Below are 20423 nucleotides of genomic sequence, written 5' to 3'. Positions count from 1 at the left end.
AATAAACTGCACAGACGGCTCAGGCAGCTGGGGTATAGCGGCGAATTCCAGAGCATCAAAATGACATCATGGCGGAACTCGGCATGTCAGCTCAGCCACTGGGCAATGCCCAACAAATGGTTTGAAGAAATCGGACTGTTCGCGATGAATGAAATTCAAACGGGAGTGCTTCCTCTTTTTACAACGAGATAAGGATGAACAAGAGCCGTGTACGAGGCCCGTACGCACGGTTCTGTGAGAGGGATGAAGCAGACTTGATCAGCTGCTTCACCCTACTCGATTGTTTTTATGGTTATGCAAAAATAAGTATAATCATTTATTTTATAGTCAAAAGAATCCATATTGTTCGGGGGCGTGCTAATTCAAAAGTAGTTGTTTGTGAGGGCTTTTTTAAACTTTACGAGGGAGGTAAATTCATAGATGAAGTTTTTCAGGTTTATACTTGTTTTATGCTTGCTGGTTACAATGACCAATGTGTCTTTTGCAGGCCCTATAAGAAACTGGATAGCTGAGAAAAGGGCGCAGGATAATCATGATGATCTTGGAAACGATGAGAATTTGACCTATGGTAAAATCAATCTTCCCCAGGGTGTGAGGCTCATCAGAGATGTTCCATATGGTTCCGACGGAAAGCAGCGGATGGATATTTATATTCCTGAAAAGGCAAAGGACGCGCCTGTGATATTTATGGTTCACGGCGGAGCCTGGCGTACAGGTGACAAGGCTGCAAGCGGAGTTGTGGAAAACAAGGTGGCGCGTTGGGTTCCAAAGGGAATTATTTTTATATCGGCCAATTACAGACTCCTGCCCGACGCGAATCCCTTGATACAGGAAGATGACGTTATCCTTGCAATTAAAAAGGCCCAGAAAGACGCTGAAAAATGGGGCGGCGATCCGTCAAAATTTATATTGATGGGGCATTCAGCAGGGGCTCATCTTGTTTCACTTGTTTCGGCAGATCCTCAAAAAGCTAAAAAGGCCGGAGCAAAACCATGGCTTGGAACAGTATCCCTTGACAGCGCTGCATATGACATTTCCGAAACTATGATGTCAAAGCATTACAGGTTTTACGACAAGGCTTTCGGTAAAGATCCTGCGTTATGGAAAACAGCGTCTCCTGTGCATATGCTCTCTGAGGGAGCAAACCCTTTTTTTGCAGTGTGTTCAAGCATACGCCCAGACTCACCATGCACCCAGGCAAGGAATTTTGCAGAAAAAGGAATTTCCCTTGGGATCAGGATCGAGATTTCAGAACAGGCTATGACGCACGCAGATATCAATAAGAAACTTGGAATTTCAGGAGCGTATACTGAGTCGGTCGAGGCCTTCATGTCGTCACTCGATGAAAGGATAAAGAAGTGCCTTGACGGAATATGAAGATATCAGTCACATTCCAAATTTCCTGGTCTCGCAAAAAGTCAAAAAAAAGGAATCATCGTCATGCTGGCCTTGATCCGGCAATCAGTCTGTCCAGGCTCTTCTGGATTCCGGCCTGCGCCGGAATGACTTTAATCGGACTTTCTGCAATATTTAAAATAACATCATGAGCCCGGTCAAGAAGGAGGGGAAATGCATCATATGAATAAAATTCATCCGAATGGTTATCTCCAGCGCCTGGAATCATTGATTGAAGAGCGGCTCAAGCCTGGTGCCGACAAGGAAAAGATAGACGCCAGAATATGGGATATTTTTGGGGCTAACTGGTCCATTCTTTTTACAGATCTGGCAGGCTTTTCAAGATATGTGGCAGAATTTGGTATTATTCATTTTCTTCAGAATATTTTAGAGTCCCAGAAAATTTTCGAGCCATGCATAGATGCCCATGATGGGGTGCTTTTCAAGGTGGAAGGGGACAGCATGCTGATTCTTTTCAAAAGACCCAGGAAAGCTGTCGAATGTGCAATTTCAATGCAGTATGCAGCAAAGGAATATAACAAAGACAAGGCTGATGAGGAAAAAATTCTTTTGTGTGCTGGTATTGGTTATGGAAAGGTTCTTACAATAGGGAGCCGGGATGTTTTTGGCCAGGAAGTTAATGCGGCAAGCAAGCTTGGCGAGGATGTCGCAAGGGCCTGGGAAATTCTGGTGACAGATTCTGTCGCAGAAGAAATAGGAGACATGCCCTGCATTAAGCTTGAGAAAATTGATAAGGTTCCTCCTGGAGCCAAGGCTGCCTATAAACTGATATATGAGATATGACTCCAAGCCCAGTAACAAAGGGGGTATGATTTTTGATGAAAACGCAACAACTCGGATTGTCGTCATTTCGGTTCTAAAAAGACGCTTTTTTGAAAAAAAATGGCAAGATAGTTCTTTTTGAGTTTATAGAGATTAAAAAGCCGTGTGCAAGCACGGCTTTTTTATTTCGTCCATCAACTGACTTATTCGAATATTTTTTCCTCTTCAGCAAATGCTTCAACCGCATCATTTTCACAGTCTCTTGTAATTCCTGATTTTTTGATCTGATTATATTCGCCGTACCATTCACTTGCTGTGATCATGGACATCACTTCGTTTGTGCCTGTCCATATCGACGCAAGTCTGATGTCTCTGTGTATTCTTTCAATCGGATAGACATTCGTATATGCTATTCCGCCCATTACCTGCATGGAATTATGCACAACCTTTTGGCAGGATTCAGTGACGAATTTTTTTGTTTCTGAAACCATTCTTCTTATTCTCGCGGGGTCGATCTTGCAGTCTACGGCTTTAGCTGTTGTGTAAATCATGCTTCTTGAAGCGTCCAAGAGCGTCGCGGCTTCTGCGATTTGGAAGCTTACGCCCTGGAATCTGTTAATCGTCTTGCCAAAAGCCTTTCTCCTTGAAGTATATCCTGTTGCTATCTCAAGGGCCGGTCTTGCAGCTCCGATTGTCATGGCTGCTGTTCCCAGCCTCTCAGGGATCATCATGGTCATAAATACATCAAGTGCTCCGTTCACCCTGCCAAGTACATTTTCCTTAGGGACTTTTACGTCTTTGAAAATCAGCCTTGATGCACCGCCGCCTCTGCAACCCATGAGGCCATAAAGATACTTTGAAGTAACCCCCTGGCCTTTGTCAACTATGAAGCAGGTCATGGATTCATGGGCAGGGGCATCAGGATTTGTTTTGGCGTAAACAAGAAAATAGTCAGCTCCTTCGCCTCCCACAATGAAGCGTTTCTGGCCGTTCAGGATAAAATGGTCTCCCTTGTCAACTGCGGTTGTTGTGGCTCCGAAAAAGTCAGATCCTCCTCGTGGCTCGGTCAAACATTCCGCAGCAAATATTTCACCTTTAAGAAGAGGTTTCACATATTTTTCTTTTTGGTTATCCGTGCCATGCAGAATTATTGCATCACATACAAGTTCGGCTCCGACTCCGAAAACGCAGGCAACTATATATCCAAGTACTCCAATTTCCTCCATGACCATTGAAGTGGATGCCCAATCAAGGCCCCTTCCTCCAAGCTCCACCGGGTATCTGCAGCCAAAGAAGTTTCTTTTGCCGCATTCGCTGAGAAAGTCCTTGGGGAAGCTTATCTTTTCACTGTCCATGTCAAGAATCATCTGGCGAGGTACGCTCTTGACAAAGCTCCTTATTTCGTCTCTAAGCTGAATTGCCCTGTCGTCCAACAGATAATCAAACATTTTCGGCTCCTTTATTTTTGTCTGAGAGATCTTTTTGTCTTTTTTGGAGATATTCGTGCAGTGCAAGCATATCTTTTTCAAGAAGATCCAGTTCTTCGCGTCTTTGTCTCAGATCTGCCAGCTTTTCTTTTGCATATAAAAGACTCTTTTCGATCTGCTCGTTTTCTGTTATTTCTGAATCAGCCATACCTATTGTTGATGCTATTTCGTCAAGTGTGAATCCGAATCTTTTACCCCTTAAAATCAGTTTCAATCTTACCCTGTCTTTTTTTGTATATATACGCTGATTCCCGGCTGTCCGTTCAGGGGATATAAGCCCTTTTTCTTCATAAAACCTGATTGTGTGTGAACTGATATCAAGTTGCTGGGCGAGTTCGGATATGGAGAAAGTTTCATTTTCGTTTTTTTTGGCCATTTTGATAGTCCATATGTTTAAATATATTTAAAGGGCATCTCTAAAATCTCCTTTTTGCCATGGTTTTATCAGGCTGCATCAGGGGCGTACTCGAATTCTCATTGATACCGCATAAACTCCGGTTCTTAAGTGTGCCGCTTCCTTGCGCATCAAAAATTCTAATTTTCAGAGATATCCTAAAGTTAGAGTTAACTTTAAATAAACAGGTGGGCTTAGTCAAACATAAATTTGACAAGGTCTTAAAAAGTCAGAGCTCAGTCATTTCGGCGGGGCCTGTCCCAGTGGAAACCGGGGGACGGAATCCAGAAATATCTTAAAACTCAAAGATGCCGGATCGAGTCCTGCATATAGATTGACTTGGAAACCAATAGCGCATAAAAATATGGAATATTCAATCGGTTGGTCTCACATTTCTTTAGTAAACTACTTCTAAAAATGACAAGGTCGCAAAAAGTCAGACTTCCGTCATTCCGGCGCAGGCCGGAATCCAGAAGTTCCTGAAATTACTGGATGCCGGATCAAGTCCGGCATGACGCTAAAACCATTTTTTGACTTTTTGCGAGTCCATCAAAAATAAACCTTATCGAATAATAACGAAGCAGCCATGACAAAAACGTTCACCTCCCACACCTCCCAGGATGACAAAATCAAATGGAACCTGATAATCCTTGTGGCAGCAATGTCATTTTTTATGGTGACGGTCATAAAGGTATCCGGTTTAATTAAAGCCTTTGAATTAAAGGCCTACGATCTTTTGACCATATATGCGGCCGAGGAAAATCATAACAAGGAAATTGTAATAGTCGAATTTGATCAGAAGACAGTCGATGCCCTTGAAAAGATCGGGCTATCTTTCCCATGGCCACGTGATATTTATGAACCTGTTTTGAACCATCTTTCCAAGGCAAAAAGTGTTTTCATAGATATTATTTTTTCTGAGCCAAGTCGCATAGACAGAAATCTGGATCTTGTGTTTCGGGATGCCATGGCCCGATCTGGGAATGTTTTTCTTGCAGCGCCACTTGAAAATAGAAAACGAATATTGCCTGATGAAGATAGAGATTTTATTAAAGAAAACTCTGTCAAAGCTTCAATGCCTTATAAACAGACATTCAGTTCGGTTCTTCTTCCGGCCGATGATCTCAGATCAGGCGCGCAGGGAGTCGGAAATGTAACGTTAAACCCTGATAAAGATGGAATATACCGACGTACCCCTCTTTTTTTTGGTTTAGAAGACCTTGTGATTCCCCAGTTTGTCGTATCCGGGCTGATGAAAGAGGGAAGGGTTAAGGAAGAAAATGGCATAATCAAAGTTGATGATGTGGCTGTTCCTCTTGATGATACAGAGCTGCTGCTTCAATATTCAAGTACCCCGCATCCATTTGAAGAAATATCATTCAAGGATATCCTTGATTCTGCGACTTCAGATCCAGCAAATAGCAATTCGGTCTATACCGCCGATTTTTTCAAAGATAAATATGTTCTCATCGGCTATACTTTAAAAGGTCTCTATGATCTCCGGGCGACTCCTGTTTCATCGGTTTCACCAGGAGTCTTTATCCATGCAACTATATTGGATAATCTGACAGGCAAAAGATTTCTTGTGCCTTTTCATCCTGCCTTGATGTTTGCCCTTACTGCGGCCTTATCCTTTTTCGCGGCCTTTTTCGTAATGACAACAAAAAGTATGCCGCGGAATCTTATGTTTCTGGTATTTTCATTCGGACTGATAATTTTTTTATCATGCTGGTTTTTCAGAATGAGAACTTATCTTGATCCGCTCGCCCCTCTTCTGGCCCTTGTTGTTTCATTCATATCCACCGCCATATTCAGCTATGCTTCGGAAGGACGAAGGCGCGCCTTCATAAGATCGACTTTTTCAAGATACATGGACAAAAGGATAGTTGATCATCTTCTTGCTGATCCGAGCCTCGTTTCTCCAGGAGGAACAAAACGCTGGTGTACGGTTTTTTTTGCTGATATTGCTGGTTTCACAACAATATCAGAATCAATCTCCCCGGAAAAGACGGCACAGATGTTGTATAAAGTTCTGACGACAATGACCGAATTGATCATTGCTCATAATGGTGTTATAGATAAATATATAGGCGATTGCATCATGGCATTTTGGGGTGCTCCTGTTTCCGGGGCTTTTGATGAAAAAAAAGCGGTTAAGGCCGCCCTTGAGTGCTATTACGCACTTGGCCCAATTAATGCGGAGCTTAATTCCAAAGGTATTCCAAATATTTCCATGAGGTTCGGCATACATTCCGGTGACGTGATTGTTGGTAATCTTGGCAGTGAAAGGCTTTTTGATTACACGGTCATTGGCGACAGTGTAAATCTTGCTTCAAGACTCGAATCAGTTAACAAGGTCTTTTCCACAAATATTATAATCAGTGAATCGACAAGGGAAAAACTTGACGATGATTTTACCTTAAGAATCCTTAGCGATATAGCTGTAAAAGGAAAATCAAAGGCTATAAGGATATATGAGGTTCTTGGAGAATCTTCTCGGATTACACCTTCTGTTAAAGAAAAAGCAATGGCATACGGCATAGGGGTTGATCAATTCTATAATATGGAATTTGAAAAGGCGGCTGAGTCATTTTCAGGTATAATGAAAAAATGGCCTGGAGACGGGCCTTCTGCTTTTTTCGCTAAAAGATGCCTTAATTTTATCAACCAACCCCCATCAGGAGAAGGATGGGAGATAATAAAAATGGATACAAAATGAAAAAGAAGATTTTTATTATCGTGATTTTATCTGTTTTTGCTTTGACTGGTCTTTTGTCGGCCGCAGAAAAAATTGCGGTTGTAAAGACAAAGGAAAATTTCATACGGGAGTTTGACAGGTTTTATGCTCCGGTCAAGGCCAGGGTCCAGTTTGAAGACCAGCTTCAGGTCATTGAGACAAAGAATGACTGGCTTCATGTAAAATTTAAGGAGACCGAAGGCTGGATTCATGGAACTGCTGTCATTACAAGCAGAAAAATGACTTACAAACCTGTAATGCTTGGTGCTGAAATAGATCCAGAAGCTGAAGAAGATGAAGTCACCCTTGCAGGAAAAGGATTCAACGCCCAGGTAGAAAAGAAAGTAGGGGAGAAAAATCCTGAACTCAATTTTGTTAAAGTTGATGAAATAGTGAATTATGAGGTTTCTCCTGGGGAAATTAATTCATTCATCAAGGATGGGGGGTTAACTCTGCCAAAATGAAAAAGCTGACTTTTTTATCTATTATATGTTCAGTCGTATTTATTTCAGGATGTCTCGGAGCCTTGAAGGCTACGACGGAGTTTGGCGTACCTGCAATAAAGGTAGCAGAAGGAGCTGCAAAAGCAGCCCGTCCCATATCAGACAGTGAAGAATACTATCTCGGTCGAAGCGTGGCCGCCAATATAATGGGACTCTACAAGTCCTATGATGATCAGAATCTTCTCAAATACGTCAATCTTGTCGGAAAAACCGCCGCACTCAATTCGAAAAAGCCTGAAACTTTCGGGGGATATCATTTTGCGGTTCTTGATTCAAAGGAAATCAACGCAATGGCATGTCCAGGGGGAATAATTTTTGTGACCAAAGGCTTGGTGGATCTGATGACATCCGAAGATGAGCTCGCGGCAGTCCTTGCCCATGAAATCGGTCACATCATCAATAAAGATGGCGTGAATGCAGTAAAAAGCTCGAGATGGACCCAGGCGCTTGCAGTGCTTGGCTCTGCTGCCGTCCAGCAATACGGGTCAGAGGGCTTTGGCCAGTTAGTAGGGCTTTTTGAAGGATCTGTGGAAGATGTTGTAAAAACCCTCGTTGTCAATGGCTATGGCAGGACTCAGGAGCTTGAGGCTGACAAGTCTGCGACTGAAATACTTATTGCATCCGGTTATGATCCAGGTGCGCTTTCAAGGGTTCTTGACTATTACAGACAGAGAGAGGGATCTGACAATACCGGGTTTTTTAAAACTCATCCCGGCTCGTCAGAGAGAATTTCTAATTTGGAGAAAAATCAAGCAAGGGATATAGTCCTGCCGAATGATGCAAGGACTCTCAGATTCAACAGAATAATCCTGAAACATTGATGAGCCGCATTGCTCATCAGTTTATGAAATATATTATATGTAATCTGTCTGAAATATGCAGGGAGTTTAAAATATCCCGTAGTCAGTTATCCGGAACATCCAATTGTTTTTATCCCCCGGGAAATAAGGCAGCGTTCGAATAGGCCATTATTTTGGATATCCGTTATCAAACGGTAAAAACAGGATTAGATATTGATATATATAATGATCTTTTGAAACAGAATTACTTCATTCTCTGGTCGATGTTTTGACCTTGCCAGCAAGCTTTCCAGCTTGCCTGCGTATTCCATTTTTGAGGATATAGAGGCTGCCGCTTTCAGATAGGCCAGCTATATCTATGCATTTTTTGATTCCATGCGGCTCGCTTCCCTGAAATCGTCTGCTTCATCCTTCACTGCCAGGCACAAAGTTGTATCTGTGAAATTCATCCATTGTGAAAGCGTTGCCTTAAAAAAACATCATCCGTTCAGATATTGAAAAACTAAATAATAAACCTTTTTGTAATTCTGGATCTTGGGCGGCTTTTTTCAAAAAGCGACCCGTCGGCATTCGGATCAATGTCGGATTACGAGTTTGTCTTTGGTCTTTAAGGGGTATATTGCCTCCTCTGAGGCCGCTTTTTAAGTTAGTTATTGGAATGATAAATATTCCATTCTTAACGGGAACAGAGCCTTCTTAAAATTATCAAACCCTCGAAAACACTTCAATGGTATAACGATAAATTACGTTTATGTATAAATATAATTTATTAATACTATAATGTATACTTGTTTAAAGAGAGGTATGTACGCAATATGCTATTTTTATTATTAAAAAATATATGGCACGTTTTTAGCAATGTAGATATGGACAAGATGGCAAAAGGTCAGATTCTCTTCATTCCGGCTCTGGCTGGAATCAGGAAGTATCTGAAAATTCAGGATGCCGGATCAGCTCTGGCAAGACCCTGAAGCCTTTTTTTGACTTTTGGCGAGTCCATCAAGATTGATTCGGAAAGCAAATAAAGTTTGAAAATTTATCATAACCCATATCAGTAGCGAATAGCGTGAATGGATTAGTCATGATCGGAAAAGAAGAGAGGAGGGAATCAATTTGAAAATCATTCTTTATACAGATCTATTAATAGCACCAACACTGATGTTTGTGTTTGCTTGGTAAAAGTCTACTTATGGTACAATCAAACCGCTTATTTGGAGAATAAGATGAAAATAATTGATTCCATCACTGAATCCGAAAAAGAAACATATTGTCAGACTAAAAATGGGCAGTGGGTCTCGGTGGTCAGGGAGTTTATTAAAGACTTGAAATTTGGGGATGTTATTCTGACAGTGCATGACGGGTGCGTGGTTCAGGTACAGAAAACTGAAAAGGTCCGATTCTAAAGCCATACATTGTATGGCTTCAATCTGGGTTATTGTATTCTTTCAGTCCAGTCGATCCGGCAATGAGATGGTGTTCCGCCAGAGATCACTGCTTGGATTTCTGCCATGATGGCGAGGGCAATCTCCTGCGGTCTGCGCCAGCCGATATTGAGACCTATGGGAGAGTAAAGGCGATTGTCCGGCAGAACTCCTCCTTCGGCTATATTTTCTATTATGGCACCAACCTTATGTTTACTGCCTATCATGCCAATATAAGGCACCTGTTTCTGCGGAAGCAAAGCCTTAAGGACAACATGATCGTAAACATGACCGTGGGTTAATACCACGCAGAAGCTTGAGTCCGTCAGCTCAATTTTTTCCTGAAGAACCTCGTAGGGAGCGCAGATCACCTTTTTGGCATAAGGGAATCGATCAATAGACGCGAACTCGTTCCTGTTGTCATAGATCCTGCACGGGATTTCCATTATATGGCAAAGATCGGCCAGTTTGCTGCCTATATGTCCTCCTCCGAATATTACGACCTCAATCTTCGGCAGCACAGCCTCAAGAAGAATCTCAATTGAACCTCCGCACATTCCTTCAACGTAAATATCATCTGTGACCAACCACCTGTCTCCTTTCAGCGAAAACGAAAGGCATTCGTGCTTACCGTTTTCAAGCACAGTTTTTGAACGTTCGATAACTATTTTTTCAACTTCTCCGCCACCGATAGTGTCAAATGTTTCTCCAGAAGCAGAAACAATCATCCGTGCGCCGACTCCCCTCGGGGTGCTTCCCTGTGCCTTTACCACGGTTGCGATTACAAACGGACTGCCTTTGTCCATCAGTTTTTTTGCTTTGTCTATCCACATAAGACACCTCTTGAAATATTGACTTTTTTCAGTGCCCCGAACGGCGCCCTTGACACGCTGCTGCCATTTGCCGCAAAAAACTCCCTGGCCAGATCTGGCATCAGAATACGGGTTGATCCTACTGTTGTTATTCCATAATCGAACCAGAAATCACAGAAAGGAACCGTTGGCCCGAAAAGAATTCTTTCCTTTGCCTTTGGAGTAAGATCGATAACCTGTTCAAAAGTATCATTTATTAGCGTTAGGCCGGTTATAAAAACCATATCGCATTCTCCAAGGACACCCGCCGCGTCATTCCAGTGGATGTCGCCGGGTTTGGGATCAAGCTCGACAATGGTTACAGGGAAGCCTTTTTCCCTCCATTCTGCGGCCTGCCGGAAATGGCCTATGAAGCAAGTTTTCAGATGCCTTGCCTTTTCTTCGAAAAAAAGCTGGGATTCCCCGTCATAGATTCCGTCTGGATCTGGAAGTACGCTATTCAGAAGAGCAAGCCCGGTCGAACGGCTCAAGATATCGTTTTGGGGAAGAAGCTCAGCCACAGCTTCACGGACGTCTCTGCCTTCCCATGATTCCATTTGAGGATTTGCCATGTCAAAACCATCTGGAATGGGCGGCATTTCAATTCCCGGCGAATCAGGAATATAGCAGCAGAGTCCGTATTTTGCAGACAGGGCCATTATCCAGTGCCTGAAAATCGATATTTCCCAGATTTCTATATTATCATGAATTCTTGCCATGAGTTTTTCTGTCATGTCTTTTCTCATAAGAGATTCTCCCGTTTCACGCACAAAGAGTCCCAAAAGCATTTGCCGCGATTGTACCTGAAGGCATCAGGCTTTCATCAAGATCATAAAGAGACCTTATTCTTTCATCTGTTATGACATTTTCGGGGCTGCCTTCGCTTACCTTTGCCCCCCGGCTCATCATTACAACCCTGTCTGCCACCAACATGGCATGATTGGGATGGTGAGTCGTGATTATGAAAGTATAACCTTCACCCGCAAGGCTCTTCACAGTAGAAAGAAGCCTCATCTGATTGCCGAAATCAAGGCTGCTCGAAGGTTCGTCCATGGCAATGATTTTCGCCTCCTGGGCAATGGCTCTGGCTATCAGGACGAGCTGGCGCTCTCCGCCGCTTATTTCAGTATAAGGCCTGTCATGCAGATGTTTTACCGACATTTTTTCAAGGGATTCCGCAGCTATTTTCCTGTCTCTGCCGCTGTATCGGCCAAAAAAGGAAAGATGCGGCATTCTTCCCATGAGGACAATATCATCAACAGTATAGCCGAAAGACTCCCTGTGATTCTGGGGGACATAAGCCATTTTTCTGGCAAGTTCTTTCCTTGTAAGATGTGCCAGGCTTAGTCCATCCAGCCTGATTATCCCACTATCTGGTTTGAGCAGCCCCAGTAAAATTTTCATAATGGTTGTTTTACCGCTTCCATTGGGCCCGAGAATGGCCAGCACTTCTCCATATCTGACACTGACCGATATGCCATCCAGAACCTGCTTTCCACCATAGCTGAAGGCAATTTTTTCAGCCCAGATAAGAGCATTCATCATCTCCATCCTTTCCTGGCGTTTCCAAGCACCAGCGCGAAACATGGAATACCCATGAGGGCGGTCAGGATTCCCGGCGGAATCTCAAACGCGAAGGCAAGGCGCGAAATGTCGTCAACCGCTATCAGGTATGCAGCACCTGCAAGAGCTGAAACAGGAACAAGCGTTGCATTGTCAGGGCCTGTGATCATTCTTACCACATGCGGAACCAGAAGCCCCACCCATCCTATCTGCCCTGCCAGCACCACGGACAACGAGCTTGCAAGGGTCGCGCACATAATTACAATTAGTCTGACCCTGCCTACATTGATTCCAAGAGCCTTGGCCTCTTCATCTCCCATGCTGAGAACGTTGAGATTCCTCGACATAAAAACTATCCCCAAAACTCCTATACATAATGGAAATCCTGCCTTCAGGATTGTTCCTGTGTTAGACATTGAAAGATTTCCCATGAGCCAGTAAACAATCGCCGGAAGCTGGCTGTATGGATCAGCCAGATATTTTACGACTGACAGAAGCGCGGTAAACAAAGCGCCGCTAATGATACCTCCGAGCACCAGCATTATGGCCGAGTCTGATTTATGCATTCTGGCCATAAGCATGGCAATGCCAACCGCAGCAAAGCCCCCGGCAAATGTCGATATCTGGATAGAATACCAGCTTCTGAAAATCAGCATTCCGAGGGCCGCCCCAAACGAAGATCCGGCAAGCACGCCAAGAAGACCGGGTGAAACCAGCGGATTCACGAACATCGCCTGATATGCCGCTCCAGATGTGGCAAGGGCGGCTCCGGTCAACGCCGCGACCATTATTCTTGGAAGTCTTATCGACATTACAATATTGTCTATAAGCTTGAATCTTTCTTCGGATATAAGGCCGGTTCCGAAAAGCTTGCGGGAAAGGAATTCAACGATATCAGATAGTCCAAGCGGATATTTCCCAAGACCGAAGGACAAAACGATTACGATTGCAAGAACAGCCGCAGATGCAAATACTGATATCTTTTTCATAGGCCGAGGATCTCCCTTGTCTGAGTGTCCTTAAGTTCCATGCCAAGATAAATGCCATAAAATTTTTTTGTTTCCGCAGCAGGATCTATCGGGTATCTGGAAGGGTACAGGATATTGGCCAGCCATTTTAAACCCAAAGCCCTCATGAATGAAGGAGGCCTGTCAAACCAGTTGAATGGGGATCTTGGAATCAGATAAACTCTTTTATTTTTTACAGCCTTCACTGACTGCCAGCGCTTGTCCGAAAAAACCGAATCAAAAAAAGCCTTTTCCTGAACCAGAATCACCTCGGGATCGTACAGCATGACCTGTTCCAGAGATATTTTTTCCATTCCGTAATGATCCGGGGCATCGCCCTGATGCACATTTCTCCCTCCTGCAAGAAAGATCAGCTCTGCATGGAGCGAAGAGCTGCGTTCCGTTGAAAGCCCGTCCGTTCCTTCAGCGTAATAGACTGTTGTCCTTTCCTTTTCCGGGATGCCGGAAACAGCCGCAGCAACGGACTTCATGGATTCTTCAGAGTAAGATGCAAGAGCCTCGCATCTTTCCTTTCTTCCCAGAATATCACCGAGAAACCGATAAGCTTTGGGATAGGCTTCAAGCCTGTCCAGATCCAGGAATACCGAAGGAATTCCCGCGTCCTTCATTTTTTCAGCGTACTGACTGTTGACTCCGCCGTCCTTCAATGCCCAGAAGATAACAAGATCCGGCTTAAGCCCGATAATGGTTTCCATGTTGAGGCTGCGTCCCTGTCCGAAAATGCCTCCTGCAACCGGGAGATTCTTGTATTCCGGCCTCAGCATGGTTTTCTCCTCGTTTATGACCGGTGAATTCAGCGCGGCGATGAGGTTTGGATCAATACTGTAAATCAGATTGGTTACAGGCGGTGAAACACCGTAAACCCTGCTGATTTTTTCAGGAACACTGATCTTTCTGCCAGCCATATCCGTAATTTCCCGGCCAGAAACTATAGATGGCAGCAACAAAAAAAGGACAAAATATACATATTTTTTAAGCATGGCATTATTCCTTATTATTAAAATCCGTCATTCAAGGATGTATTCCACAGGAATGACAATTCTGGCCTTAACGGGCGGAGGCGGAAAAGGAGCAGCCCTCATCACAGTATCGACTGCATCCATATCAAGGATTCTTGCTCCGCTGCTTCTGCTGACTTCAATATCAGCCAACTCTCCGTTTTCAAGAACAGTAAACGAGACGCCAACCTTTCCAAACAGCCCCATGCTGACCGCAGCCCTCGGGTATTTCAGCTTTTTTCTGACAAGGTCACGAATATAGGCAAAGTGCTCGCGCATATATCTTTCCTCGGGACTCACCACAGGGCCTGCCCCGGCTGAAGCGGCACCTGTTGGGTTGTTTCCGGTGCCTTTTGCAATACCCAAAACATCCGTGCCCAAAACATCTTTGGATGACCCAGGCCATGAATTAGCAGCATTTTTTTTGGGGCTTCCAATTGTCTCAGCTGTGCTTTTTTTCCTGCAAATAGCCTTTTTTGGGGATAGGCGTAATTTTATGGTATCCGGAGCCGATCCTTGTCTGTTTTTAGTCCGAGATGCCGCAGTCTGTGCAAATGCTGCATTATCTCCGGGTGCCTGTGAACTCACATTATTGCCAGGGGCTAAGTTGCCGAGCATGAAATCTATTACAACAGGCCTTATGGGCCTGTTTTCATGATCTCTGGCAAAAAGAAGCCCTCCGACTACAACTATGTGGGCGCACAACGACACTGCCAGTGCCTTGGCAAAAGACTTCATTGCCGCTATTTCCTGATTTCCATCCAGAACCCGGAATCATCGCGTCTCGCCTTGAAATCTTTAATTCCTGATTCTTCCAGTGCCTTTACATATTTTTCATCAGAGCTGTCCTTACGTTTAAAATGCGGACTCCATTCTGGATCTCTTCTCTTCATCTCCTCAAGAATCTCTTTTCTCATCTCAGGCGTTCCCAGTCCTCCTCCAATACAGGCAAAGGCACCAGGCTTCATTACCCGGAATAATTCCTGCAAGGCCTTTGCGATATCATTCCAGAAAAAGACAGATCCCCTGCTGATTACAAGATCTACAGATGAATCCTCCAAAGGGATAGAAGTCACACCAGCCTGAATAGTCTTTGCCCTTTCAGACAGCTTTTTTTCTTTTATGTTATTCTCGGCAAAGCTGATCATTTCCTCAGAGCTGTCCAGAAGGTATACGTTCATGCCTGTTTTCTCTGCAATAGCGATCCCAAGGTATCCTCCGCCGCAACCAGCATCAAGGCAGATACCTTTTGAAATACCTCCCCTTTCAAGAATTTCTTCAGCAATATGGGGATATATGGGGGCAAAAACCTCGCGTGCGATGATGTCATATGAAGCCGCATCAAAATTTTCCATGTTTCCTCCTTTCCATCCATGCAATTATCAATAGGCCACAGAAACAATACCACCGTAGGTTCTTCCGATATCTTCCCATCCGAGCCTTGTCTGGTAGTTGTCGTCAAAAAGATTACGGCCATATAATGTTGCCTTTGCACCCAGACCAGAGACCTTGAAAAGATAGCTTATATTGGCGTCAATTCTGGTGTAGTCGCCTATTTCATGATACTTGCCGTCAGTTGCAAAGAAATTGTCATCATACGGAGATACATATTTCAGTGTCACGCCTGATTCTATAGTTCCTGATCTGTAACCAACCATCAGAGCAAATATTCCGGCGGGAATTGTGTTGTTACTTCCCGCCAGGGTTGAGTGCTGCATATCAGATTCAATATATGAATAGTTCGCCTTATAATCGAAACCCATGGGCAGATTTCCTGAAGCAGTCAGCTCAAGCCCCTTTCTTGTTACATCAAGTGCATCATACAGATTGACAATGTTGTTCCCTGATCCTGACGTAGCAACAGCCTGTTTGAAATCTTTTATGTCATAGTAGAAAAAAGTAGCCGCAAGATTGAATGCTGGGTGATATGCTCCGGAAAAACCGGCCTCGTATTTATATCTGACTTCAGGATCGAGGTTCTTGTTATCCACTGTCGCAAGAAACGAATCGGTCTCCTGATTCGAATATCCTAATCTTGCAGAAAGCTTGTGGATATCATCAATCCTAAAGGAAGATCCGATTGTCGTTCCGATAACTGGCTCACCCCACTCATCTTTAATTCTGCCTGTTGATACCTGCGAAGATGAATATTTGTCATAGCCATTGCCTATGTATTTTCTGTCAATTCTCATGGCTGCATCAAAAGTAAGCCGGTTATCCATGATTCTGTATTCATCCTGGGCATATCCTCCAATAAGGGTTTCGTCTCTTTTTATGCCCTCGTAAAACATCTGGCCTGTCGGGGTGTCCCATTTAATAACCTGAATTCCGGTTTTAAGAGTGTTTGTTCCTGACATGGCTGTATGCCAAAAATGATAGTTGAAAGCATTGTCTTCTTGATCCGTTATTTTGAGGGAAGCGGGGTTAGAAAAACTGTCTGTGTAGAGATCATCCTCGACCCTGCCGTAAGAAAAAGAGAAAGAACTAATCTGGCGATCTGTCCAGGATTTATGAAAATTTGCAGCTATCCACAGAGCGCTCAACGGATCATACTTCCAGATTGAGTCATAGGTCTTGCTGGTCGGAATTGACCTTTGCAGCTCGGTCATTCCTTTTGCGTAAAAAAAGGCGAAGTCTCCTTTTATTGACTGCCCTTCATACCCTCCGGTAAGCATTACAGACGAAGAGTCGCTGGCATTATTCCAACCATCAACTCCAGATGTTCCTTTTGTAGTTCCTGTAATCCTGTAATTGAACCCCGAAGCAATATCGCCATAATATGCCTGCAGATTCTTTGAATTGTGACTGCCATACTCGACACTTCCACCTGCCTCGAGTTTTTTTGCCCGTTTTGTGGTAATAACGATAAAACCCTGAACCGAGCTTCCAAGGGGAGAGGTCAAGGCCGTAAGGGGGCCAAGGCCAAGAGACGTTGCGTCTCTGACTATTTTTACTGATTCGATCACCTCGGTCGGAAGCATCCCAAGAATTCTTCCTGCCTGTGAATCAGGAAGATAAAGCCCATCTATTATTATGCCGAGATTATCCCCTCCGCGTATTTCCATAAAATTCATGTTTTTGCGTCCCTGAAATTGAAGCTGAATACCTGCTCCAAGAGAAACTACATCATAAACCGTTTTTGGAAGAGCTGTCTGGATGTCCTCTTGCGTAAATACTTCGACCGATGATCTGCTGCTTTCAGGAACACTTGTCCAGGAATACGCTTTGTCTGATGAAGATGACTTTTCTGTGACACTGACGGATTCCATTTCCATCTTTTTTTCTTCGGCCCTGCCTCTGTTGGGGCAAATGAAAACCGAAACTAAAACAATAAAGAATATTATTTTTTTCATGGGATCATCCCTTCATCCATAATGTCATATGGATTAGCAAGAACTTCAGCCACATAGTATTTATCCCCGGAAAAACAGGTCTTGCAAAAAATCTTGTCGTCTGCGATTATCTCTCTTCCGTCCATTATAGTTTCTCCACAGGCCTCGCATATGACTTTTCTTAGCGGTTTGCCTGGCATATCTTCAGGTTTTAGTGCTACAGAAACATCTTCGATGGAAAAAAGTTCAGATTCATGTATTGATCCAAAATCCGGATTCTCAGCACCGTCTTTTTTCGACATTTTTGCGGCAAGCCTCACAGCCTTTCCGGTTTCAATATTGATGAAAGTAGCTGCCATCTTGCCATAATCGAGAACCTTCATGCTTCTTTTACCTGGTCTGCATCCTGTGATTGCCATGATCGCATCTGTCGAGCATCTGTCTATTTCGACAAACACAATCAGCTTTTTTCTGTCCGCTCCCTTGGGATCTGTGATGCCTATTCGGTTAAGTCCGCAGATTGTCATTCTTGTTCCGATTTCAATTCCTGCGCAGATATCACCGTGGAATTTCCCCGCTTCTGCAAGAAGATCGGCATAAACAAGTTTTTTTTCTTTTTTCATAAGCCCTCCAATGACAGTTGAATTGATTAAAACTGCATTCCGAGTTCAAACATCCTATCCCGGTTGAGTAGATTGATTTTTTTTACGCATTTCCCAAAAAGCTGATAAGCGCCGCCGCCTTCGGCAAGTATGTCAAGAGCCATATCTCCATCGGTGACGGTTACTGTAGAAACAATTGCTACCCTCCGCCTGAAAAGGGGCAAAGGTATAAAGCCGGCTGTAGGCCCCACAACGGCAATTGCGGCATCAGGCTTGACCTTTGAAACAAGATACTCAAAGCTGCCGTTAGCAATCGAAGCTCCTGTGATGACTGCTGTATCGCACCATCCAAGCGCTTCAGCAGTATTCTCAGGATGAACCAGCAGCATTTTTCTGTTCTTAGGAATACTGTCTGTTTTTCTCTCAACTATCCGTATTCCAGCAGCCGTTATTTTATCTAGTTTTTTGAGTATAGGCATTATAGCGCCAACCATGCATATCTTACGGTCAACGAAAAAATCTGAAAATTCTGTCAGATCAAGCCCGTTGCTTCCTGTGGCCAGATATTCCCTCATGAGGGGAACTGACAGGGCGTTAATAAGCGCAAGTCTTACGACATTTGCAAATGGGCTTGTATGTTTGCCATTAAGTATGTCTTGAGCGCTTTGGCCCCTAAAATTCGGGGCAGAGCCTTTCAGTATCTGTCGACCCGCAGCTCGCGCAGTTTCAGGAGGAGTGTAGGCAACTCCGGTACACCCGGTCGACAGCTTGACACCCGTAAAAAAAATACCAATAACCACGCGCTCGACAATTAATGATGAAAAATTGTCCTGTCGCAGAATCCGTAGCTTTTCCACAGCTTCATCAAGGAGCGAAGCTCCCTTCTCTGGCTCCAGGAAATATGTTTTTCCTTTCATGGATAACCTCTCGGAAAGTTTTATATTGATTTCGGAGTCTTGCTTCCGTCTGAAGATCTACAGAACCAAATCCTTCTTTTTTAATTAGATCAAAACATCCACAAACCCTTGAAGTTCGATGCTTTTGTCAGGCCTTACAAGAACAGGAGTGTCTTTCCCTTTTTCTCCGAGGCAGGAGAGTAGTCCATCTGTTGAAACCTGTTTTGAATCGATGCACACATATCCGTTTCTGCCGATTTCAATGAGAAGGTATTTTTGTCTGCCCTGCGCTATACCTCCGTCAGCTTTAGGTATAGAAACAGGAAGTGTCTTGCCTGCAATGAATGTTGATGTCGTCAGTACTATGGTCAACAGAACCAGCATTACATCGACAAAGGGAACAAAGTTTAGATTTTCAAAGCCTTTCTCATCCACGCCTGATCTCCCATTCCAGTATTCTTTCCCTGACTGCCCTTAAGAGATAATTGTAAATCACCACAGCCGGTATCGCGACAAATAGCCCGGCAGCAGTCGTTTTCATTGCCATAGAGAGGTCAGCCATGATTTTCCCTGTATCGGCAATGCCTTCCTCTCCAATTGTCGAAAATGTCATCATTATGCCCATGACCGTACCGAGAAGCCCGATATAAGGAGCGTTGCTGCCGATGGTCGCAACAACATGAAACCTTTTGGTCATCGCAAGCTCAGGCGACTTCAGGCTTTGAAAATCATCAGGATCAATGCTGCGGAAATAGAGTTTTCTTTCTATTGCAATTCCGAAAGCAATAATGCTCATAAGAAGTAGGAATCCAATTATTCCGTAATCTGTGAATTGTCTGATCCATTCCATTTTTCTTTCCTTTCAGATGCTTTCTTCAAAAATAAAAAAACCGGAGCACGTCGAATAAGAAATCTGCTCATGAGATAAGCAATCATGATTGCAGATATATCCGAAGTCGCTCCGGTTTTCCGGTCACGCCAAACATAGATAATCTTCTAATTAAATTTAATGCATGTTATATGCCATAATGGTAAATATAATAAAATAATGATAAAATAATTTTAAATCAATAGTTTAATATTGGATATGTGGTTTGGTTATAGTCGGTATTTTGATTGATTAATTGCATTAATGTACTATTTATTTATAATAAAACAATTATGTAATAAAATAACTGCTATCGTAATGCATTACGATCATATCAGAGCTATTCAAAGTAATTTATAGCTTTTGTTTAAATTACAATAGCTCGTACGCAAGTCCTATAGTTGTCAGAATACACTGGCATCTGTTATAAATGCACAGCTCGTATTAGCAAGGTCGGGTTTTTAAATAATCTGATTACCACTCTGCTTCAGCCATAGAAAGCATGGTTGATGGCATGGGTGGAGTCCTAAGAGCAACATAAATCAGTCTGTGAATCATGGACGGCAGATCATATCGGCGATTGAATCTGTACTGAAATTCTGCCAGGTACCGCGGAACATGCTTGCGATTAATTGCATGATAAGTACCTTTGAGCGCATTTTTTAAGTTACCAAGTATTATATTGACCCATTTGAAGGATGGATGCTCTACAGCTGCTTTACCACCTCCAGTAACATGGGGTTCGTGCTGGAAACCAGCGAGCTC

21 protein-coding genes and 1 pseudogene are annotated in these 20423 nt (G+C 43.5%); 7 read left to right on the top strand and 15 right to left on the bottom strand.

Annotation, left to right across the window (positions count from 1 at the left end; translation table 11 throughout):
- The 3 genes and pseudogenes from K245_RS28360 to K245_RS0117225 all read left to right on the top strand — a co-directional run.
- A pseudogene (locus tag K245_RS28360) lies at positions 1-192 on the top strand (hypothetical protein); the annotation flags it as partial.
- 228 nt (positions 193-420) lie between these two features.
- Positions 421-1377: an alpha/beta hydrolase gene (locus K245_RS0117235; protein WP_027360226.1), complete on the top strand. Its 957-nt coding sequence runs from the start codon at positions 421-423 to the stop codon at positions 1375-1377.
- Between the two features lie 192 nt (positions 1378-1569).
- Positions 1570-2199 carry an adenylate/guanylate cyclase domain-containing protein gene (locus tag K245_RS0117225; RefSeq protein ID WP_051284303.1) on the top strand — a complete coding sequence of 210 codons (630 nt, stop codon included), beginning with the start codon at positions 1570-1572 and terminating at the stop codon, positions 2197-2199.
- Positions 2200-2381: 182 nt separating this feature from the next.
- Here K245_RS0117225 and K245_RS0117215 read toward each other — a convergent pair whose 3' ends face one another.
- Positions 2382-3626, bottom strand: coding sequence for an acyl-CoA dehydrogenase family protein (locus K245_RS0117215; RefSeq protein ID WP_027360224.1), 1245 nt, complete (start codon positions 3624-3626; stop codon positions 2382-2384).
- Complete coding sequence (locus K245_RS0117210) at positions 3619-4041, bottom strand: MerR family transcriptional regulator (protein WP_027360223.1); 423 nt, start codon at positions 4039-4041, stop codon at positions 3619-3621. Before K245_RS0117210 ends, K245_RS0117215 begins: the two co-directional genes overlap by 8 nt.
- A 604-nt stretch (positions 4042-4645) precedes the next feature.
- On the opposite strand from K245_RS0117210, the gene K245_RS0117205 reads away from it, so the two are divergent.
- From K245_RS0117205 to K245_RS25090, 4 genes are all read left to right on the top strand, one after another.
- Positions 4646-6778, top strand: a complete 2133-nt coding sequence (locus tag K245_RS0117205) for an adenylate/guanylate cyclase domain-containing protein (protein ID WP_051284301.1) — start codon at positions 4646-4648, stop codon at positions 6776-6778.
- Positions 6775-7260, top strand: coding sequence for an SH3 domain-containing protein (locus tag K245_RS0117200; RefSeq protein WP_027360221.1), 486 nt, complete (start codon positions 6775-6777; stop codon positions 7258-7260). The genes K245_RS0117205 and K245_RS0117200 overlap by 4 nt, the downstream gene beginning before the upstream one ends.
- Entirely contained in the window at positions 7257-8120 is an 864-nt protein-coding gene (locus K245_RS0117195; protein ID WP_027360220.1) for a M48 family metallopeptidase, read from the top strand. Before K245_RS0117200 ends, K245_RS0117195 begins: the two co-directional genes overlap by 4 nt.
- A 1202-nt stretch (positions 8121-9322) precedes the next feature.
- Positions 9323-9502 carry a YezD family protein gene (locus K245_RS25090; protein WP_035277471.1) on the top strand — a complete coding sequence of 60 codons (180 nt, stop codon included), beginning with the start codon at positions 9323-9325 and terminating at the stop codon, positions 9500-9502.
- 29 nt (positions 9503-9531) lie between these two features.
- On the opposite strand, the gene K245_RS0117175 is transcribed toward K245_RS25090, so the two are convergent.
- From K245_RS0117175 to K245_RS25065, 13 genes are all read right to left on the bottom strand, one after another.
- Positions 9532-10353: an XdhC family protein gene (locus K245_RS0117175; RefSeq protein WP_027360219.1), complete on the bottom strand. Its 822-nt coding sequence runs from the start codon at positions 10351-10353 to the stop codon at positions 9532-9534.
- A complete protein-coding gene (locus K245_RS0117170) occupies positions 10344-11117 on the bottom strand; it encodes a DUF364 domain-containing protein (RefSeq protein WP_027360218.1) in 774 nt (257 codons plus the stop codon). Before K245_RS0117170 ends, K245_RS0117175 begins: the two co-directional genes overlap by 10 nt.
- A 16-nt stretch (positions 11118-11133) precedes the next feature.
- The gene (locus K245_RS25085) at positions 11134-11916 is read right to left on the bottom strand and encodes an ABC transporter ATP-binding protein (protein WP_198013916.1); all 783 of its coding nucleotides are present in this window, start codon (positions 11914-11916) and stop codon (positions 11134-11136) included.
- Positions 11913-12923 carry a FecCD family ABC transporter permease gene (locus K245_RS0117160; protein ID WP_027360217.1) on the bottom strand — a complete coding sequence of 337 codons (1011 nt, stop codon included), beginning with the start codon at positions 12921-12923 and terminating at the stop codon, positions 11913-11915. Before K245_RS0117160 ends, K245_RS25085 begins: the two co-directional genes overlap by 4 nt.
- A complete protein-coding gene (locus tag K245_RS0117155; protein ID WP_035277470.1) occupies positions 12920-13942 on the bottom strand; it encodes an ABC transporter substrate-binding protein in 1023 nt (340 codons plus the stop codon). Before K245_RS0117155 ends, K245_RS0117160 begins: the two co-directional genes overlap by 4 nt.
- A 27-nt stretch (positions 13943-13969) precedes the next feature.
- Positions 13970-14698 carry an energy transducer TonB gene (locus K245_RS26900; RefSeq protein WP_051284293.1) on the bottom strand — a complete coding sequence of 243 codons (729 nt, stop codon included), beginning with the start codon at positions 14696-14698 and terminating at the stop codon, positions 13970-13972.
- 5 nt (positions 14699-14703) lie between these two features.
- Positions 14704-15315, bottom strand: coding sequence for a class I SAM-dependent methyltransferase (locus K245_RS0117145; RefSeq protein ID WP_027360215.1), 612 nt, complete (start codon positions 15313-15315; stop codon positions 14704-14706).
- A 27-nt stretch (positions 15316-15342) separates the two neighbouring features.
- Positions 15343-17313: a TonB-dependent receptor plug domain-containing protein gene (locus K245_RS0117140; RefSeq protein WP_027360214.1), complete on the bottom strand. Its 1971-nt coding sequence runs from the start codon at positions 17311-17313 to the stop codon at positions 15343-15345.
- Positions 17310-17915, bottom strand: coding sequence for an FmdE family protein (locus K245_RS25075; protein ID WP_051284291.1), 606 nt, complete (start codon positions 17913-17915; stop codon positions 17310-17312). The genes K245_RS0117140 and K245_RS25075 overlap by 4 nt, the downstream gene beginning before the upstream one ends.
- A 26-nt stretch (positions 17916-17941) precedes the next feature.
- Complete coding sequence (locus K245_RS0117130) at positions 17942-18811, bottom strand: DUF364 domain-containing protein (protein WP_027360213.1); 870 nt, start codon at positions 18809-18811, stop codon at positions 17942-17944.
- An 84-nt stretch (positions 18812-18895) separates the two neighbouring features.
- Positions 18896-19225, bottom strand: coding sequence for an ExbD/TolR family protein (locus K245_RS25070; RefSeq protein WP_051284289.1), 330 nt, complete (start codon positions 19223-19225; stop codon positions 18896-18898).
- Complete coding sequence (exbB, locus tag K245_RS0117120; protein WP_027360212.1) at positions 19218-19640, bottom strand: TonB-system energizer ExbB; 423 nt, start codon at positions 19638-19640, stop codon at positions 19218-19220. Before exbB ends, K245_RS25070 begins: the two co-directional genes overlap by 8 nt.
- A 492-nt stretch (positions 19641-20132) precedes the next feature.
- The coding region (locus K245_RS25065) for a transposase (RefSeq protein ID WP_035276808.1) at positions 20133-20423 on the bottom strand (291 nt) is incomplete at its 5' end.

Source organism: Desulforegula conservatrix Mb1Pa, assembly GCF_000426225.1.
GTDB lineage: Bacteria > Desulfobacterota > Desulfobacteria > Desulfobacterales > Desulforegulaceae > Desulforegula > Desulforegula conservatrix.
The sequence above is the reverse complement of the archived record's forward strand: the minus strand, read 5'-3'. Positions and strand labels throughout refer to the sequence as shown.

What these genes read in the sequence shown, in the direction of transcription:
- K245_RS0117205 (WP_051284301.1), top strand. Translation starts at nt 4,646, where the DNA reads ATGACAAAAACGTTCACCTCCCACACCTCCCAGGATGACAAAATCAAA.
- K245_RS0117215 (WP_027360224.1), bottom strand. Translation starts at nt 3,626, where the DNA reads ATGTTTGATTATCTGTTGGACGACAGGGCAATTCAGCTTAGAGACGAA.
- K245_RS25075 (WP_051284291.1), bottom strand. Translation starts at nt 17,915, where the DNA reads ATGAAAAAAGAAAAAAAACTTGTTTATGCCGATCTTCTTGCAGAAGCG.
- K245_RS0117160 (WP_027360217.1), bottom strand. Translation starts at nt 12,923, where the DNA reads ATGAAAAAGATATCAGTATTTGCATCTGCGGCTGTTCTTGCAATCGTA.
- K245_RS0117130 (WP_027360213.1), bottom strand. Translation starts at nt 18,811, where the DNA reads ATGAAAGGAAAAACATATTTCCTGGAGCCAGAGAAGGGAGCTTCGCTC.
- K245_RS0117175 (WP_027360219.1), bottom strand. Translation starts at nt 10,353, where the DNA reads ATGTGGATAGACAAAGCAAAAAAACTGATGGACAAAGGCAGTCCGTTT.
- K245_RS0117200 (WP_027360221.1), top strand. Translation starts at nt 6,775, where the DNA reads ATGAAAAAGAAGATTTTTATTATCGTGATTTTATCTGTTTTTGCTTTG.
- K245_RS0117140 (WP_027360214.1), bottom strand. Translation starts at nt 17,313, where the DNA reads ATGAAAAAAATAATATTCTTTATTGTTTTAGTTTCGGTTTTCATTTGC.
- K245_RS0117225 (WP_051284303.1), top strand. Translation starts at nt 1,570, where the DNA reads ATGCATCATATGAATAAAATTCATCCGAATGGTTATCTCCAGCGCCTG.
- exbB (WP_027360212.1), bottom strand. Translation starts at nt 19,640, where the DNA reads ATGGAATGGATCAGACAATTCACAGATTACGGAATAATTGGATTCCTA.
- K245_RS0117145 (WP_027360215.1), bottom strand. Translation starts at nt 15,315, where the DNA reads ATGGAAAATTTTGATGCGGCTTCATATGACATCATCGCACGCGAGGTT.
- K245_RS0117235 (WP_027360226.1), top strand. Translation starts at nt 421, where the DNA reads ATGAAGTTTTTCAGGTTTATACTTGTTTTATGCTTGCTGGTTACAATG.
- K245_RS0117170 (WP_027360218.1), bottom strand. Translation starts at nt 11,117, where the DNA reads ATGAGAAAAGACATGACAGAAAAACTCATGGCAAGAATTCATGATAAT.
- K245_RS26900 (WP_051284293.1), bottom strand. Translation starts at nt 14,698, where the DNA reads ATGAAGTCTTTTGCCAAGGCACTGGCAGTGTCGTTGTGCGCCCACATA.
- K245_RS0117155 (WP_035277470.1), bottom strand. Translation starts at nt 13,942, where the DNA reads ATGCTTAAAAAATATGTATATTTTGTCCTTTTTTTGTTGCTGCCATCT.
- K245_RS0117210 (WP_027360223.1), bottom strand. Translation starts at nt 4,041, where the DNA reads ATGGCCAAAAAAAACGAAAATGAAACTTTCTCCATATCCGAACTCGCC.
- K245_RS25085 (WP_198013916.1), bottom strand. Translation starts at nt 11,916, where the DNA reads ATGATGAATGCTCTTATCTGGGCTGAAAAAATTGCCTTCAGCTATGGT.
- K245_RS25090 (WP_035277471.1), top strand. Translation starts at nt 9,323, where the DNA reads ATGAAAATAATTGATTCCATCACTGAATCCGAAAAAGAAACATATTGT.
- K245_RS0117195 (WP_027360220.1), top strand. Translation starts at nt 7,257, where the DNA reads ATGAAAAAGCTGACTTTTTTATCTATTATATGTTCAGTCGTATTTATT.